This is a genomic window from Pullulanibacillus camelliae (assembly GCF_014642655.1).
GTDB lineage: Bacteria > Bacillota > Bacilli > Bacillales > Sporolactobacillaceae > Pullulanibacillus > Pullulanibacillus camelliae.
Map to the genome: position 1 here is coordinate 289,056 of NZ_BMIR01000001.1, position 16,898 is coordinate 305,953.

Annotated in this window: 14 protein-coding genes; all 14 read right to left on the reverse strand. The window is 38.2% G+C overall.

Features of this window, described 5'->3' with window-relative positions:
• Nucleotides 1–21: 21 nt before the first annotated feature.
• Nucleotides 22–1,320, reverse strand: coding sequence for a CapA family protein (locus IEW82_RS01230; protein WP_188688044.1), 1,299 nt, complete (start codon nt 1,318–1,320; stop codon nt 22–24).
• 26 nt (nt 1,321–1,346) lie between these two features.
• Nucleotides 1,347–2,600, reverse strand: a complete 1,254-nt coding sequence (locus IEW82_RS01235) for an amidohydrolase (RefSeq protein WP_188688046.1) — start codon at nt 2,598–2,600, stop codon at nt 1,347–1,349.
• Nucleotides 2,601–2,673: 73 nt separating this feature from the next.
• Entirely contained in the window at nt 2,674–4,104 is a 1,431-nt protein-coding gene (locus tag IEW82_RS01240) for a YfcC family protein (RefSeq protein ID WP_229672177.1), read from the reverse strand.
• Between the two features lie 141 nt (nt 4,105–4,245).
• On the reverse strand, nt 4,246–4,899 hold the full coding sequence (locus tag IEW82_RS01245; RefSeq protein WP_188688048.1) for a helix-turn-helix transcriptional regulator: 654 nt from the start codon (nt 4,897–4,899) through the stop codon (nt 4,246–4,248).
• 754 nt (nt 4,900–5,653) lie between these two features.
• Nucleotides 5,654–6,586 carry an EamA family transporter gene (locus IEW82_RS01250; RefSeq protein ID WP_188688050.1) on the reverse strand — a complete coding sequence of 311 codons (933 nt, stop codon included), beginning with the start codon at nt 6,584–6,586 and terminating at the stop codon, nt 5,654–5,656.
• 94 nt (nt 6,587–6,680) lie between these two features.
• Nucleotides 6,681–7,469, reverse strand: coding sequence for a PTS sugar transporter subunit IIA (locus IEW82_RS01255; RefSeq protein WP_188688052.1), 789 nt, complete (start codon nt 7,467–7,469; stop codon nt 6,681–6,683).
• Entirely contained in the window at nt 7,453–8,616 is a 1,164-nt protein-coding gene (locus IEW82_RS01260) for a BglG family transcription antiterminator (protein ID WP_188688054.1), read from the reverse strand. The genes IEW82_RS01255 and IEW82_RS01260 overlap by 17 nt, the downstream gene beginning before the upstream one ends.
• A gap of 55 nt (nt 8,617–8,671) precedes the next feature.
• Entirely contained in the window at nt 8,672–10,123 is a 1,452-nt protein-coding gene (locus tag IEW82_RS01265) for a glycoside hydrolase family 1 protein (RefSeq protein WP_188688056.1), read from the reverse strand.
• 5 nt (nt 10,124–10,128) lie between these two features.
• Nucleotides 10,129–11,379, reverse strand: a complete 1,251-nt coding sequence (locus tag IEW82_RS01270; RefSeq protein ID WP_188688058.1) for a PTS sugar transporter subunit IIC — start codon at nt 11,377–11,379, stop codon at nt 10,129–10,131.
• A gap of 84 nt (nt 11,380–11,463) precedes the next feature.
• Nucleotides 11,464–11,790: a PTS lactose/cellobiose transporter subunit IIA gene (locus IEW82_RS01275; RefSeq protein WP_188688060.1), complete on the reverse strand. Its 327-nt coding sequence runs from the start codon at nt 11,788–11,790 to the stop codon at nt 11,464–11,466.
• The gene (locus IEW82_RS01280) at nt 11,787–12,107 is read right to left on the reverse strand and encodes a PTS sugar transporter subunit IIB (RefSeq protein ID WP_188688890.1); all 321 of its coding nucleotides are present in this window, start codon (nt 12,105–12,107) and stop codon (nt 11,787–11,789) included. Before IEW82_RS01280 ends, IEW82_RS01275 begins: the two co-directional genes overlap by 4 nt.
• A gap of 574 nt (nt 12,108–12,681) precedes the next feature.
• On the reverse strand, nt 12,682–14,031 hold the full coding sequence (locus IEW82_RS01285) for a sugar porter family MFS transporter (protein ID WP_188688062.1): 1,350 nt from the start codon (nt 14,029–14,031) through the stop codon (nt 12,682–12,684).
• Nucleotides 14,032–14,248: 217 nt separating this feature from the next.
• On the reverse strand, nt 14,249–15,568 hold the full coding sequence (locus tag IEW82_RS01290) for a sulfatase family protein (protein WP_188688064.1): 1,320 nt from the start codon (nt 15,566–15,568) through the stop codon (nt 14,249–14,251).
• Between the two features lie 57 nt (nt 15,569–15,625).
• Nucleotides 15,626–16,897 (reverse strand): ROK family transcriptional regulator, encoded by a 1,272-nt coding sequence (locus IEW82_RS01295; RefSeq protein ID WP_188688066.1) that lies wholly within the window; start codon nt 16,895–16,897, stop codon nt 15,626–15,628.
• Nucleotide 16,898: the final 1 nt, after the last annotated feature.

Genomic DNA, 16,898 nt, shown 5'->3' on the forward strand with positions numbered 1-16,898 from the left:
ATATTCTTGGTTATTCATGAGCTAATGGAGTTCCACTTCTCCTACACCACTCATAATGTGAATGTTCGTCCCAAAGGGCGATGAAAGAGCTTGGGCTTCTTGCAATATGCTTTCACTCCTACTTAGTTCTGGCCATCCCCTTTGCGAACGCGGTTTTCCAAACCCCAATTCAATAGGATACAATTGAAGCCGAATTAACTTTCCACTCTTAACTCTCCATTTAACAAAGAGCGATGACCACACTTTTTTATCTGTGACGAATCCCTTGGTCTCTTTTTGTGTTCGAGCATCATATAAATCAGCAACATTATGTGTGTCATCTAAGCCATACCTTTCATAAAAATCAGCCGGTTGGCTTATCATCGTATCATTTTGGAAAATGAAATTGCCAAGGCTATAAAATATTGGAGCATTTTTATAGATTTCTATACCACGTAAGATGTGAGGACCATGCCCAATCACTGCATTGGCCCCCTTATCGATACAGTTTCTTGAAAATGTTTTAATAAAATCCGCTGGCTCTTCTAATCTTTCCCCGTTCATTTCATGAGAATGAATGCTTACAATGACATAGTCTGCCTGTCTTTTTGCCTCAGAAATCGCGTTCGTTATGCGTCGCATGTCTTCATTATTCGGTGTAGTGATAACGCCTTCTTTATTGCCCACTTTAAAGGTATAGGAGCCAAATGAAAAGAATGGCTGATCAGAGCTCGTCGATAAGCCTAATCGGGCATGCAAGTGCTGTGTCGCATTAATACTCGTTTTATCAGCAATGGATTTTAGCACTTCCATTTCCGACGGAGTCACTTCATAAATTACATTAAAACGAAGCGGATTGATCCCAGGTCTTCCTATACTATCAGGTCTTTGAGCCCCTGCCCGCCATGTTTCATGAAAAGTTGAGGTTGCAGAAATTAACGCCACTCTCCCCATACGTGTTTCAATATATTTCGGTCTACTGGCCTCAGCCAAATTACTGCCAACCCCCGCATGAATAAAACCATAATCATTCAAATACTTGTCAGTCGCCTTAAGTCCTCCATATGAAAAATCGAGCGTATGGTTATTTGCCCATGCTATGAGATTAATGCCATACTTCTTTAGGTCCTCTAAAACTCGAGGAGAAGCCACTGCCCATGCCCCGCCACTCACTGCTGAAGGGATCCCCTCATAATGATGAGTTGTCACTTCTAAATTAGTAAAACAGACATCCGCTTGACTAAAGAGAGTAGCTATTTCTCGATGCTTCTGATCTGCGTGAGGCAAATTCCGGGTAATAAAGCTATCTCCTGTGGCCACAAATGTCATTGCCGATTCCAAGTGTTATTCACCTTCCATTCCCTCACTTAGACTAACTCTCTTTTAGAGATTCGCTCTAGAAGTTTAACAGTCGGTTCAAGAACTTGTTCATCGATATCAAATTTTTGATGATGGTGGGGGGCAGGAATTGTTGTTCCTATTATCATATAGGTCCCCTTGCCCCCTAACTCTTGTACGCGTTTAATGAGCAAACTAGCATCTTCACTGCCTCCACCCTTGTGATAGTCCTGCACTGAAGTGAAATCGTCTATTTGTGCCGCTTCCTCCTTAATGAGCGTTATTAACTCTTGATCGCATGTAATAGGAATAGCTTGACCAATGACCTCCAAATTGTACTGAAGCTCATGCATTTCAGCGCTGTGTTTAACAATTGATTTTATCTTGTTCTCAAGTTCTGCATTGACCATTGCAGACGTTGATCGCGTCTCTGCCACCATTTTAGCGTAATGGGGAATAATATTTACCGCACTTCCTCCTTCTAATCTTCCCACATTGATACGCGTTTGTTCTGTACTATGTCGAGGAAGACTATGAATATTTAATAACGCCGTTGCGGCACCAATTAAAGCATTTTTCCCTTTTTCCGGAGATGCCCCCGAGTGAGAAGGCACACCAAAAAACTCGATCATCATTTTTGTCGTCGCTAACCAATCCTTTGAACCACCACTGATTTCCCCTAGCGGCACATCCAATCCTAAGTGAAGACAATATATTTTATCAACATCATCTACGACACCTTTTTTTACAACAGAATGTGCACCTCTTCCACCTTCCTCTGCCGGTTGAAAGATCAATTTAAGCTTTCCGGAAAAGCTGCCTTCTGCCATCTTTTCGGCAAGGCTTAATCCAATAGCTGTGTGCGCATCATGTGCGCAGGCATGCATTGTTTGCTCGTATTTCGAACGAAATCCCTGTTTCTGAGGAAAATGATCATTTTCAGTGCTTTCATGAACAGGAAGAGCATCCATATCAAAGCGAAAAGCGATTGTTGGCCCAGGGGCATGACCTTCTAAAATGCCAATAACAGCTGTAAGCCCTCCCTGCATTTTACTGATAATTTCTGGATTGGCTCCATCATCAATGGCCCTCTTATAAGCTTGATCCAATTCCTTCTGTGAAGGAACACCATTTCGAGACGCCTCATCCAGAGCATCTGCACCGAATAGAACATCATATCCTAATGATTGTAAACCCTCAACCACCCTGCTGGCTGTACGAAATTCAGTAAATCCCACCTCAGGATGCTGATGTAAATCACGACGTGTACGAATGACATCCATGGTTATTTAGCCTCCTTTGTTTGCTTTGCTATAACACTTCATTTCTTTAATTCTAACGCTGTAAATAACCTTTTTAGAACGGGCCCCAATTGATCATGACACCTATGGCTATAGCTATAGAACCCAAGACTAACCAGATCAACATAATTCTCCAAATAAATTTCAACCATGCTGAGAAAGGAACCCCACCAATGGCTAAGCTTGCCATTAAAATCCCTGACGTAGGAAACAAACTATTGGTGAAGCCATCTCCCAATTGAAAGGCTTGAACGGCAACTTGACGATTAATATTGAGAAGATCAGCTAATGGCGTCCAAATCGGCATCGTAACAACTGCCTGCCCTGAGCCTGAGGGAACAAAAAAGTTAAAAATCGCATTGGCCCAAAGCATGCCAATGGCGCCTGCCATTGGAGAGAGGGGTTCAAGTGTTGTAGATAAGGCATGAATAATCGTATCTATTATCTTGCCATCTTCTAATATGAATACGACTGCACGAGCAGCACCAACTATCAATGCACTATATAAGAGGTTTTGTGCCCCTTGCATAAAGTTGCTCACAATTTCATTGGAGTTCATTTTCGCGAGTAACCCAGCTCCAATGGCTATGACCAAGAATATGGCTGTCATTTCTTCCATTCCGAAACCAAATTTTAATGAGCCATAGACATAGAAGGCGATGCCCAAAACAAAAAGAAGGAGGATCAAGCCATATCTGAGAGTGAACGTATGACTAATGTCGCCATCATCCATTTGCTCCTCGTTCCCTGCAAATCTCCTTTGCCCCATATAACTTTTTGAGGGGTCTTTCAGAATTTTATTGCAATACCATATAATATATAGAATTGTAGCCATAGCAAATACAACATATAAAACCACTCTATAAGTTAATCCTGAGAACATAGGAAGCTCAGCAATCTGTTGAGCAACGCCTAACGTCTTTGGGTTTAGAAATGCTGTATTGAATCCTGACATACTTGTTAGAAAAACGATAGCAACCCCTGCAATCGCATCGAGCTTTAATGACTTTGCTATTAAAAGGCCAATGGGAATAAAAGCAATTGTCGCATTCGCAGAAAAACCAGTAGTACATAATAGAGAAAACAAAATGCCCAATATGGCTATCAATAAAAATTTCCTCTTTTGCATTTTGTTTATTAAAGTCATAATGCCCGAGTGAATTGCTCCTGAAGCATCCATTATTTTAAATGCGCCACCAATAAACAATATTAAAAAGATAATATTGGCAGTATCAATCATCCCTCTTGAAAATGATAGAAAAATAGCCGTAATGCCTACTGGGCTTTGCTGGATGGCATGATAACTCTTAGGATCAACAATGGTTATATCTCCGTGCTGAACTCTCTTAAATTCGCCTGCTGGAATGAAATAAGTTGCGACCGCACACAGCACCACGAGGATAAATAAAATAACGTAGGCATCGGGCATCTTAAATAAGGACTTTCGCCAATTTGTTTTCTTAACCTCATTTAACCCAGGCTCCATATACATCCTCCCACTTATTAAATTCTGCTTATAATTCGCTTACAAACGTGCGATACAGAGATAAACACAATGGTTCTTGCACAGTGGCCTGCCTGGTACGTCATTTTTTGTTATTTGAGTTATTAAATATAGGAAGGTATTTCATGAAGTAAAAGTCGTTTCCACTCTTATTTTTTGAAGATAATTATAGATGGTATATTTTGAGACACCTAGAACTGACGCTAAATACTCCGTTGATCCTTTAATTAGAAATGCACCCTTAGTATCCAATATCCGTACACATTCAATTTTTTCATCCATATCTAAAAGAGTCGGAGCTTTATTAAAGGTCTGCAAAACTTGCTTCACCATTGTTTCGATGACGTCCTGTACAGATGAAAAGAAATTTTCCGCGTTATGGTCTTCTTTATCAAGCGTTACAAAGTCATTGATTTCTGCACCAATTTGAATCATTAAACTGATATCAATATTGATACATAAAGCACCGATGATTTGTTTTTCTCGATTTCGCAAAAACACTGTTGAAGACTTCATCACATGGCCTTTTTCTGATACTGTTTTATAATTAGGGATATCAGCAATCTTCTCAGGTGACTTTTTTAATTCCTGTAAAACTAAATCCGTTATAGGGCCTCCAACACTTCTGCCCGTGATCGTTCCCGCAACATAAATGAGTGATTGTTCTAGATTTGTAAAATCATGAACAGCCACCTCACATCGCGGTCCCAGCATGGTTACTAACATATCCGCTGTGCGAATAGCATGATCAAAAATTAAGTTATTTTCATTCTTCATTTTCTTTCATCCAATCACTTTCTTGCACACGTCTCGCAGCTATAAGCATTCCGCACGAACAGAGTTGCAGTAGGTCCTCCTTGCCGAACTTCTTATTACACTCCGGATACTGGGGCTGTGAAATAAACCTATAAGTCACCCAATCCACTCCTTATTGACACAAAAAATTTTTAATTATTAAAATTTTATTTGATTACAACAAATTATAAAGCCTATTTTGTATAATTCAACCTTTTTGTTATAAAATGTAACAATTTTATATTTATTCTAGGGGTCCAAACCATAGCTCTGTACAATATTTTTCAAAATTCACGAGGAATCACCTTTATAGAAGAAATTCACATTCCTTGACACCCTCTTCAGGATATTAAGGGTGCCTTATAGATATTTATTTCATTAAAACAAATATATAAGCTATTTTTTAAAACACCTAAAATGCCTTCAATGCTGTTCCCACTCTCCCCAGCTTAACATACCATCAAAAATACTCCTTTTAAAATAAATGGTGATGGCTAGCTCAGGAATGATTGGTGAAGTGACTACAATGAACAGAGGTTCAATATCCTCAACTTTTTGACAGGCCGTAAAGCTATATTAACGAGTTTTGCGAAGATACGCTATTGGAAAAACAAACAGGGAAATAACCAATCCATTACAACAAGGACAAATGCCCCTTTTGTAATGATCCAATTTTTCAATCATTTATCACATGACTCGGATGGCAAACCTCAAAAACTATAAAGGTTAGTATTGATTATTTATTCTTTAAAATATCCCTTTTAAGATTCTGACTACTGCTCTTTTTGAAGATGTTAACCTCCCCAACCATGATCGAGAAAAGAATCAAGATAATCCCAAACCATTGCCAGCCTGTGACGTGTTCAGAGAGTCCTAGATTTGAGACAATAACAGCTACAGGTAATTCTATTGCGCCTAAAATAGTAGCCAAACTTGGGGACAAATTCGGTGCTGAGATAGCGAAAAGAAAAGGAGGCAAAATTAAAGCGGTGAATCCGAGTGCTGCTGCATACAACCACAAATCGCTCCCCAATGCGTCTTTTATAGTAAAAATGGGAGGAAAGATGACAAAAATAACAATCCCAGCTCCCGTAGCTATAATCGGTGTACGGACTGTGGCTGGAATATCCACCGAAACACGTCCACTTGTAAAGATAAAAGCCGAGTATGAAAAAGCAGCGCCCAATCCCAAAAGAAAACCGATCATAGGAAAATCAAGAGCCTTCCCACTAACCAGTCCGGCGGCAAAATACACGCCAATGAGGGTTAGAATCACAGACAATATAGTCTTCAAGCTCGGTTTCCGTCGGTCAAAAATCCATTCATAAATCATACCGACCCATACGAACTGAAACAACATCACGATGGCCAACGAGGCCGGCAAGTATGCCATTGCCCCATAGTAGAGCACGCTAGTCAGGCCTGTGAATCCCCCAACTGCCATGATATTCAAGACACTTTTAGCTGTCAGCTTCCGGACTGCCCATCGGTGACGGTACATAGCAAAAATGCCAACGATCCAGAGCACAATCAGAGCAATTATGATTTGCATATCAATGATTTCGGATAAAGTCCAGCCCCCAGCATAACTCAGCTTGACAAAAAACGGATTGAAACCAAAGCTTCCGGCCCCGATCAGAAAAATAAGCATTGCATAATGACGTTCCACTTGTCTTCTCCTTTATTTTTACAAGATTGCTATTAAAAACATCTCCGTGTTTCTACTGAACGAAATGAACGTTGAAAGAAATAAAATCTCCTGGTTATTCTTGAAAATAATTATCCTTCGCCATCAATTCGATCAAACGTTGAATAAATTCATATCTAGAAGCTGATGCGACAAGGTAGTTAATATTATAAGGTTCCGCTGTTAATTCAATAATACGAGGGAATATCATATTAAACATTTGTGAGTCTTCCTTATTAACAGATATTCCGATAATTAATTTCACTTTAACACTATCCCAACGAATGGGGGTGATAGGTTTTATAATCATTAAGCCTGTCTTTTTTGATTCAAACTTCATTGTGTGGGGAACAGCTATACCACTTGGAAACGCAGTAGAAGAGACCTTTTCGCGTTCGTTCATTTTTATCAAATAATCATCATCCACATAACCATATTGTTGAAAGACGTCAGCTATGGTCTTTATAATTTGTTCTTTTGGAATACCATCTCTAATTTTTAGAAAAAACTCATCTCTAATTAATTCTGGCACTTTTTGTTTGAGAAAACGCAAATACTTGCTATGTTTGATTTTTTCAACTGCACGTTTGATTAGGACAGCGTCATGTTTAGTCATAAATTCGTGTATACTTACAATTTCAGTATTCGACGTTGCAAATTCATTTTCTAAACATTCAGCGTTTTGCGTTGTAATGACTAATTCAGGAGGTATGAGCAAATTCCAATCACTAATAACATCTTCATATATTCCTTCAACCTCCAAATCATCATCAAAATATTTTTGAATATACCGCTCAATTTGATTGTGTTGGTGAAGATAGGCCGGTGTGATAATAACTGTTCTAATTTTATGATTTTTTTTCATGCTGACGATTTAAAAACGTCCCTATGTGCAGAGCAATAAAAGCAATTTCATCATCATTCATTTCAACATTCAAATCGCTTGATAATACGGAAGCGAAATAGACTGCAATATCAAAAATAATCGGGTATTTAATCCGGATATTCAACACACTCAGATTTCTTGTGTATTTATTTTGCCTTAAACGATGATAAAGGTTTTGCACATGAACAAACAGACGTACTTTGAAATCATCATCACCAAAATCAAGCATATAGACTTCTTCTATTGCTTGTATGGCATGTTCAAAAGCTTGAGTCACTTTATTGTTAGCATAATATTCCATTGAAATGTCATCATTCTTTATTTGACCATTAAATAAAAGTGCCAATTCGTCAATATCCGATTGAGAAAACTGGGCATGATAGATTTCACTAAGTTGATTTAGGATATCGTTAACAATTTTGAAACTGATTGTATTGCGGTTATTGATTTGAAATGAACTTTGTCCCAATTGTTCGTGATCAGTAACTCTTTCAATAGCAATCGCTAAATGTAGAATAAAGTTTTTGAAAAAGTACGTGTTTGGGTGCACATGATACTTTTCAAAACTTTTTTTACAAATCTTCATCAATTCTTGAAGGGAGACGCCTTTTAAAAGTTTTTGGACTTCTTCTTCAAAGGATACCTTTGTTTGTTTCGAGAAGCCAATGAGATCTATCATCAACTTTCTGAGAGTCTTCTCATCCCCAATAAGAACATAGCGATTATTTTGCTGAACGATTTGCAAACCATATTTGGTGACTAAATGATTGAGGTATGCTATATCAGCACGTACAGTAGCGTCTGAAATGTAAAGTGTATCTGCTAAATCGAACAAATCTAAGCCCCGGTCAGAACTCTTAATAAGTCTTCTCAGAATATAAAAACGACGGTTATCAATATGATTGGTATTTTCCAAGCGTTTCACAACTTTTGTAGTTTTATCGCGTAATCTATATCCCGCTCTGCTAGACTCAATCACATTTGGCTGTTCATTATTTATCACTTTAATATAATGACGAATGGTTCTGTCCGTTACGCCTAATAATTCAGCCAATGTCTTGGCCGATATAAAGCCTTCTGTTGAATGTCTTTTTAGGTATTCAAGTAACATATCGGTTTTGTTCATCGAATCAATCCTTATACATGAAAAAGGGAGTGCATCGCCCCCCTTTTTCTATCTGTTAAACTTCAGCACCATTCGTTGCAATCACTTGTTTATACCAATAAAAACTATCCTTCTTGATTCGCTCCCCAGAGCCCTTACCTTCATCGTCTAAGTCAACATATATAAAACCGTAACGTTTTGACATTTGCTGTGAAGAGCAACTAACAATATCAATCGGCCCCCAGGCACAATAGGCAATAATCTCAGCACCATCTTTTATTGAACGACCTACTTGTTCGATATGATCACCTAAGTAAGATATACGATAATCATCATGAACCTTTCCGTCTTCAAGTTCATCGTACATTCCAAACCCATTTTCAGCAATAATGATTGGTTTTTGATAGCGATCCCAATATTGGGAAAGTGTATGATACAACCCTTGTGGGTCTACACTCCATCCCCACGGGTTAGCTTCTAAATAGGGATTTTCCGAAGTTGAATCAGCTTTGTTCACATTCTTCGTTGAATCGACCATTTTAGAGTAATAATAAGAAATGGCAAGGTAATCCATTGGATTTTCTGCTAATAGCTGTACTTCTTCCTCTGTAATATTAAGATCCATTTTATTTTCCTTGAAGTAATTTAAAGCATATGTCGGATACTTTCCATTAAACTGAATATCTGTAAAAAAATATTGCATACGGTTATGCTGCATCGCTAACACAACATCATCTGGCTTACATGAATACGGATACACAGTTCCGTCTGCAACCATTGTGCCAATTTCTAAGTCGAATTGTAATGTTTTTGCATACCTTTGAATTTTAGCTGCGGCGACGATCTGATTGTGAACTGCTTGATATTCCGCTTCTTCAATATGATTAAATTGATCTTTACATATACCTAGAGACAAGAATGGTTCAATCTGAATCAAGTTAATTTGGTTAATAACAATCCAATACTTCACCCGATTTCCAAATCGATCTAATAGCACCTTACCATAGCGCTCAAACATATCGATGATCGCTTTATTGTTCCACCCACCATATTTCAATGTGATGTTAATCGGTGTTTCATAATGCAGCATAGTTATGATGGGCTCGATTCCAAGTGACTTCATTTTATCAATCATCTTGTCATAATGTTTTAAAGCTGCTTCGTTAGGTTCGGTTTCATCCCCGTTAGGGAATACCCTTGACCAATCAATGGAAGTTCTAAATGTTTTAAAGCCCATTTCTGCTAGTAATTCTAAATCACTCTCATAGGTATGATAGAAATCAATCCCATGACGCTTAGGAAAATAACGATCTGTATCCATAAGATTCTTTTTGACTTCCTCCAATGTCATACCTTGCTTTTCTAACTCTTGAATTTCTTCATTTGACATTCCTTTAAGATAGGGTTGGACATCAGAGGAACTGGGCTTTTTGCCATCTTCACTGTAAGCACCATCGGCTTGACTTGCAGCAATGGCACCGCCCCACATAAAGTCTTTTGGAAAACTTGCATATTTATTTTGTCTCACAAGTATCACTCTCCTTTTTCTGCTAATTCCGCATCTTGTTTAACCGCTTGTTTGTCGTAAACTTTAAAAAATGGATAGTATACAATCCATGTAATGGCAAAAAATATACAAACGAAGATCAACCCGCGTATTGATTCAACAACAATCCAACTTTGGATAGGTGCAGGTGCATACCATAGCTGAAAGGGTCTATGCGGTATTGGTACTAACCCAATTTTCATTACAACCCAAACTAAAATAGGGCCTAGCAAACTACAAATCCACATAGGAACCATTAAAATTGGGTTAAAGACAATTGGCGCACCAAACACGACCGGTTCGTTAATATTAAATATTGCAGGAACAAAAGAGGCTCTCCCTATCATTCTTAATCTTTTTGATTTAGCCATAAAAGATAGCATAATGACGAGAGCTAATGTTGCCCCTCCCCCACCGATTAAAAATAAAAACATTGCTTCATTCGTAAAAATATTAGTCACGGCTTTATGAGCCTCAAAGTTTGCTTGATTTTGTGCAATCGCCGGTAGAAAAATAGCCGATTGAACGGGATATAATACCCAGCTTGAAATCCCAAAGGTATACAAGAAACCGAAAGCAAGGAAGTTAATGATTACCATGCCCCAGAACCCTTGTCCAAGATTGACTAGCGGAGAAACAATCGTATTTACAACATGATATAAGTTAGCATCCATTTCAAACGTAAAAATCCAACCAATGAGTAATATTATTGTAATTGGAATTAATGTGTTGAACCAAGCAGCAATAAAGTCAGGAATTGGTGAATCTTCATGAATGAATTTCCATTTTGAGAATAGATTCATAACAAAACCAACAAATAGCCCTGCAATCAAAGCCGCAATCATACCACCGGATCCAAGGGTGTTTAGATCAAACGTTATGTGACCACCATCTTTAGAAATTTGGGGATATACCAATATTAGAAAAAAGCCCAATCCGGCAAGACCAGCTTGTTTAGCAACATCCTTATGACCTTTATGATTCATTACTGACTCAGGTATTAAATAGGCTAAAAATATTGAAAACAAGCCGAATGAAAATGTGCTAATCATCGAAAAGTCAGGAAAGCCCTTCCAAAAATCCTTAACAATTGATAAGATAGTAGCAAATGAGCCGACTAAAACCATTGGCATAGCTGCCAAAATAGCGGCTTGAATGGCTGCAATCCAAGGGTTTTTTGCCAATTTATTAACTCTTGGCGCAAAGCTCTCCGTCATCCACGACATAAATCCCTCCATTTTTTCTCCCCCTCGTTAATCAAATTAAGAACACTTAATTAGGAGATCTCCAATACTTTGCCGTTATACTCGGTACTACCCGTTTCAAATGATTCTCTTGTAAATTTTTATAATTTCTTTCATCATATTGATTTCTGATTTAACTGTCATCAATGTGTCTTGGGCATGACCGAACAACGGCGAATACGAAATACCAATACCTTTCGCTTCTTTTTGTAGCGTATCTGTTTGAGCCTGATGCGCAGTAGTTACTTCGTCATTAGCTTTTTCCATCAGCTCATCGGCCTCATCAAAATCACCATTGGATGCTTTATTTACGGCTTGGAAAACATAATTGCGTGCGTTTCCAGCATATAGTATCACGTTCATAGAAATTGATACTAGTTCTTCTTTATTTACCTGTTCCATCATTGTTCTCCACCTTGTAATTGTTCTTCTGCAATTTTAACCAAACCCTTACCGTCTAATACGCCATATATTTTTTGTGGAATGATAGCGTACTTAACACCTGCTTTATCACATTCTTCTTTTACATCATCAATCATATATTTCAAATGTGGTGCAACCAACAGCAAATCAATATCATTTAAGTTCTCACTAATTTCAGACTCACTCTTAGCTTTAAATTGAATATCTACATCCAATTTCTTTGCAGCTTTTCGGGCAGCTCCCGCCATAAAACCAGATGATGCTCCCGCTCCACATACTAATAAAACGGTTTTAGTCATCATGATTCCCTCCCTTCCTATTTTTTAATGAAAATCCTCTTTTACTCAGAATTCATTTTTGGGAAGTTTATTGTTTTGGGTCGAATGAAATGCCTTAACAGAGACAAAAAGCCTTGAAACGCGTTTCAAAACCCGTTCACTTCCGAAAACGTCTACCATGAAGTACATGTTCAACCGCTTATAATCTTGTCCTTCTACAGAAGCCCTGACTTATTCTGAGTGAGTGGGATAATCCTACTTTCTGATTTATATTCTAGCAATGAGATTAAACTTCAACATTTATATTTCTTTCCTATTACTAGGAATCCCTTATAAACCTTGGGAAATAATCAGGGGAAGACACAAATAGAGGCTAATACATATGTTATTAGTACCATTTTCATTGTCATTTAACATTTTAGAATAAAGCGTGATGCTTATTTTGAGGGCATCATTTTTGGAGAGGGGGACTGTACTGAAGCAGAGATACATCCTAGCAAGAAATCAATCAGTTGATCTGTATAGCCTATACTATAAAAGCACCCCAGATCATGTTGGTCTGGGGTGCTTTCCTAACCGTTGAATGATAAATTAATTAAGCTCGCATTGATTGTTCGATTTCTTCTAGACTGCGTTGCTTTGTCTCTGGAACTAATAACAAAACGAAGAAGAAAGCAATAATAGCGATACCCATAAATATGAAAAACATAACGCTTGCGCCTAAGCCGTTAAGAACAATCGGGAATATTAATCCAATTAAGAAATTGAATCCCCAGTTAAGCACTAGGACATATCCCATTATAGAACCACGAAATTTAAGTGGTAACAGTTCTGAAATAAGAATACGGGTAATGGTTCCCCATGTCGTCGCAAAGGAACCAATGAATACAAGCATGGCAATTAATGCTATCACTCCTGACCCAGTGGAAGGATGGGAATGTGATGAATGAAAAACGATTCCAAGTGTCAGCATCCCCAAGCCCATTCCTACAGTGCCACATAAAAGCATCGGTTTCCGCCCTACGTTGTCAATAAGCTTCATCGCTACAAAGGTCATCAAAAAGTTTAAAGCACCTATGGCGACATTCGCTAAGATGGCAGCTGAACCTCCAAATCCAATGGTAGTAAGCATTGTCGGGGCATAGTATATGATACTGTTCGTTCCCATTATTTGCGGAAACATAGCTATAAAGGCTGCTACGATTATCATTAATCGGATCTTTGGTGTAAAGACAGTCGATTGCTTATTTATTTTTTCTGCATCTAGAAACGTTTTTATTTCATTCAATTCTTGCTCTGCCTTCAACTTTCCAACCAATCTGGTCAGCACTTGAAGCGCTTTATCTTCAAACCCATTTTTGACTAACCAACGTGGCGTCTCAGGCTGAAAACAGATACCTATGAATACAATAATGGATGGAACAAGTGCAATGCCCAGCATCCAGCGCCATGCTTCAAATGGAGCTAAAGAATAATCCACGATATAAGATAACAAAATGCCCAGCGTCACCATAAGCTGGTTAAGCGCTGTTAAAATACCTCGTTTGTTAGTAGGGGCCATTTCTGAAAGATAGATTGTCACAACCACAGAAGCTGCGCCAACTCCTAACCCCATTATAAATCGTGAAATTATAAGTAAAGAAACATCAGGAGCTACCGCCGCCCCGATAGCACCGATACCGAATGCAACAGCCGTTATTAGAATAATTTTACGTCTACCAAATTTGTCTGCTAATATGCCTGCTATCGCCACACCAATCATAGCCCCTATAAGCAATGAGCTGACAACCCATCCCTGCATACTCGGGCTCAGTGTCATTTGTTTTTTAATAAACAGCAAGGCAACCCCCATTACCCCTGTATCATAACCAAATAATAAATCAGCTAATGCTCCGAAAATAAAAATTGACATAATCGATTTATTACTTGCAATCTTCTCGGACATTTTTATCCCTCTATTCAAAATAATATGAATTTACGTTATGCTATAAATCTATTCCATTGACTATCTTCTCTTTCTTTGAATCATTGCTTTGTTCCTTATATTAACGACCCATGATATTCATGCTTTAATGTGACCGCTATCATTTCATATCAATGATTAACCTCAAAATGAGCGCTGTCACCTTAAGGTTATCCACTTTCCAAAAAGCAGGCATGAGTTACTCGAAGTCATCACTATTAGGACTAATAGCAGACCTTCTGTTTACTATAGCTCCTTCTGGTTTCAAAACTTGCCCCGAAAGCAGAGGATCATTCGTTTTAACCATCCACTCATGAAGCCTTTGGGACATTTGCATAAAGACCTGATGATAAGCCCGGTCATTTACCAAGTTTGTTCGTTCCATTGGATCAAGATATAGATCAAAAAGCTGTTCCCTTTCTCGATGCATATTTAGAAAACCATTTTCAATAAGAAACGTTTTACTATGACTATCATCAATGTTTGCTCCAGCAATATTTAAGTCATCATCGAAGTATCGTATATACTTATATCGCTCTGTTCGAATCGATCGGGAAGGCTCGTAGGCTGCATGATAGGTTACTTCAGAAAAAAGTTCCTCCCGAACCTTTTCCGGATTTCCTTTAAAGATTGAACTGAATGAAACCCCTTGAAGCCAATCTGGATGCTCAAGATTTAGAAGATCACAAAGCGTAGGAAAAAGGTCAATATGCGATATCAGTCCATCAAAAGCCTTTGGAGCCTGATCAGCATCAGGATGTCTAATGATTAGAGATACACCAATCCCCTCATCATATAGATTGCATTTCATGAAAGGGAAGGCTGGACCGTGATCTGTAGTAAATATGATCAGGGTATCCTTTTCGTGCCCTGATTCCTTTATTGCGTTCATGACAATGCCTACACAATCATCTACCACGCGAACCGAACTGAGAAATCTAGCCATTTCGAGTCGATTTTCTTTGTTGTCATGAAGCTGATAGGGTGCAGCCACATAATTTAAATCAATGTCTGAATCAACTTGAGGAAACTCACGATGGGTATTAAACATTCCAAATGAAAGGAAAAACGGCTCTTCATGGGATTCATTTAAAAAGGAGGCGACTTGCTGTGCATTGCCTTTATCAAACTCCGTCCAGTCCTTATCAAAATCTCCCATGTCATAATTTTGATTATCTAATATTCTTCGATAACCAAGTGATTCTACCGCTTCTGCTTCATGTTGAATACCACACAATACTGTTTCATAACCATTGCTATTTAAATACTGAACTAAATGTTGGTCATAGTTATTTAATTGAAACCCTCTATGAGCCAACCCGAGCATCCCTGAAGAATGCGGTGTCATTCCTGTAAGCAATGCGGCTCGGCTTGGAGAACATGTGGGAGCAGCACAAAATGCCTTTCTAAAAATCGTCCCTTCCTTTGCCAGCTTCATTAAATTCGGTGTTCTTGCATTTTGACCATATGGTTCAATCCATTTGCCAGTATCATGTGTGTGCATATAAATAACATTCATATAGGTCCCTCCCACTGTCTTATTAGAACTTTAAGTAATGTATAAATGATAAAATGTTTATTCACTAATAAAATCAGTTAAAGTTATACTTGGTTCATTCGTATCCTTATATATGGGTGGGGCATATATTTCATCTAGAATAAAGTTAGCAATTCCTGAAATAATGTGTTCTTCGTAATTCGTAAGGGCTTCAAAAACTAAATGAGAGCTTAAATAAGCTTGGGTGAGTGTCTTGACCTGTTCTGATAGTTTTGGAATCATAATATGAGCAGCTCCGTCAAACAATGGACCAGCAAGCAATACTTTATTTGGATTTAACGTTTGAACCATGACATGTATAAGCTTTCCCAATTTCTTTGATACATCCTCAATAATTTGCAGGGCCTCTTTAACATCTTCTTTTGCTAATAACGCAATATCCTTTATTTCAATTTGAGCAAGGTCTGACTTCGATAGCACTTCTAAAACGCGTTCTTCTAACTCAGGATTTTCCAAGCATTTAGTCTGAAATGCTTCAAGAAGTGCATCATTGGAAATAAATGATTCTAGACATCCTCTGTCTCCACAATGACAGAGTGGTCCATGCTGTGAAACTTTAATATGACCAACTTGACCTGCACCCAATGCTCCCCCACGTATCAATTGACCGTTAGAAACTATTCCAGCTCCTACGCCCTTCCCAACAAGAAGGGTGACCATATCCGATTCCTCATCATCAAGCTCTCTACCTACTGCCATTGCTAAAGCACGTACATCATTATCCACCAGCACTCTTTTCTGAAAAGTATTCATAAGAAGTTCTTGTATCGATACGCCTGATTGATCAATAATTATTCTGGACCATGCTTTTCCGCTATGAATATCAATAATTCCAGGAAGCGCAACAGATACCCCTATAATATCCTTCTGCCAATCAAGACCTTCTTCAGAACAAAGCTGCTGAGCAGACGCTTTCATTAATTCAGAAATAGAATGCCAAGTCTCTACTTGTTCCTCTAGAGTAATTCTTTTTTCACTCACTTTATTTCCCTTAAGGTCAATAAGCGCCAAGTGAAGTAACGGCGTGTCAAAGTGTACAGCAATAATATGCCTCCAAGTAGCATTTAATCTTAATGATTTTGGATTTCTACCTAAAGGAGATTCAATACTCCCTACCTCTTGTACACAACCACTGTCAATTAAGTTCCCCACTAAACTGGTGATAGTTGATTTCCCAAGATTTAATCGTTTAGATAGTTCAACACGCGAGGTCTCATCACTGATTCTTAATTCTGATAAAATTTTATTTAAGTTTAAAATCTTAACAAGCTGCTGATTCCAATTTCCCACT

Bases quoted from the DNA above. Each gene is read 5' to 3' on its own strand.
- IEW82_RS01235 (WP_188688046.1), bottom strand. From the start codon at position 2,600: ATGGATGTCATTCGTACACGTCGTGATTTACATCAGCATCCTGAGGTG.
- IEW82_RS01240 (WP_229672177.1), bottom strand. From the start codon at position 4,104: ATGGAGCCTGGGTTAAATGAGGTTAAGAAAACAAATTGGCGAAAGTCC.
- IEW82_RS01245 (WP_188688048.1), bottom strand. From the start codon at position 4,899: ATGAAGAATGAAAATAACTTAATTTTTGATCATGCTATTCGCACAGCG.
- IEW82_RS01255 (WP_188688052.1), bottom strand. From the start codon at position 7,469: ATGAAAAAAAATCATAAAATTAGAACAGTTATTATCACACCGGCCTAT.
- IEW82_RS01260 (WP_188688054.1), bottom strand. From the start codon at position 8,616: ATGAACAAAACCGATATGTTACTTGAATACCTAAAAAGACATTCAACA.
- IEW82_RS01270 (WP_188688058.1), bottom strand. From the start codon at position 11,379: ATGGAGGGATTTATGTCGTGGATGACGGAGAGCTTTGCGCCAAGAGTT.
- IEW82_RS01275 (WP_188688060.1), bottom strand. From the start codon at position 11,790: ATGATGGAACAGGTAAATAAAGAAGAACTAGTATCAATTTCTATGAAC.
- IEW82_RS01280 (WP_188688890.1), bottom strand. From the start codon at position 12,107: ATGACTAAAACCGTTTTATTAGTATGTGGAGCGGGAGCATCATCTGGT.
- IEW82_RS01285 (WP_188688062.1), bottom strand. From the start codon at position 14,031: ATGTCCGAGAAGATTGCAAGTAATAAATCGATTATGTCAATTTTTATT.
- IEW82_RS01290 (WP_188688064.1), bottom strand. From the start codon at position 15,568: ATGAATGTTATTTATATGCACACACATGATACTGGCAAATGGATTGAA.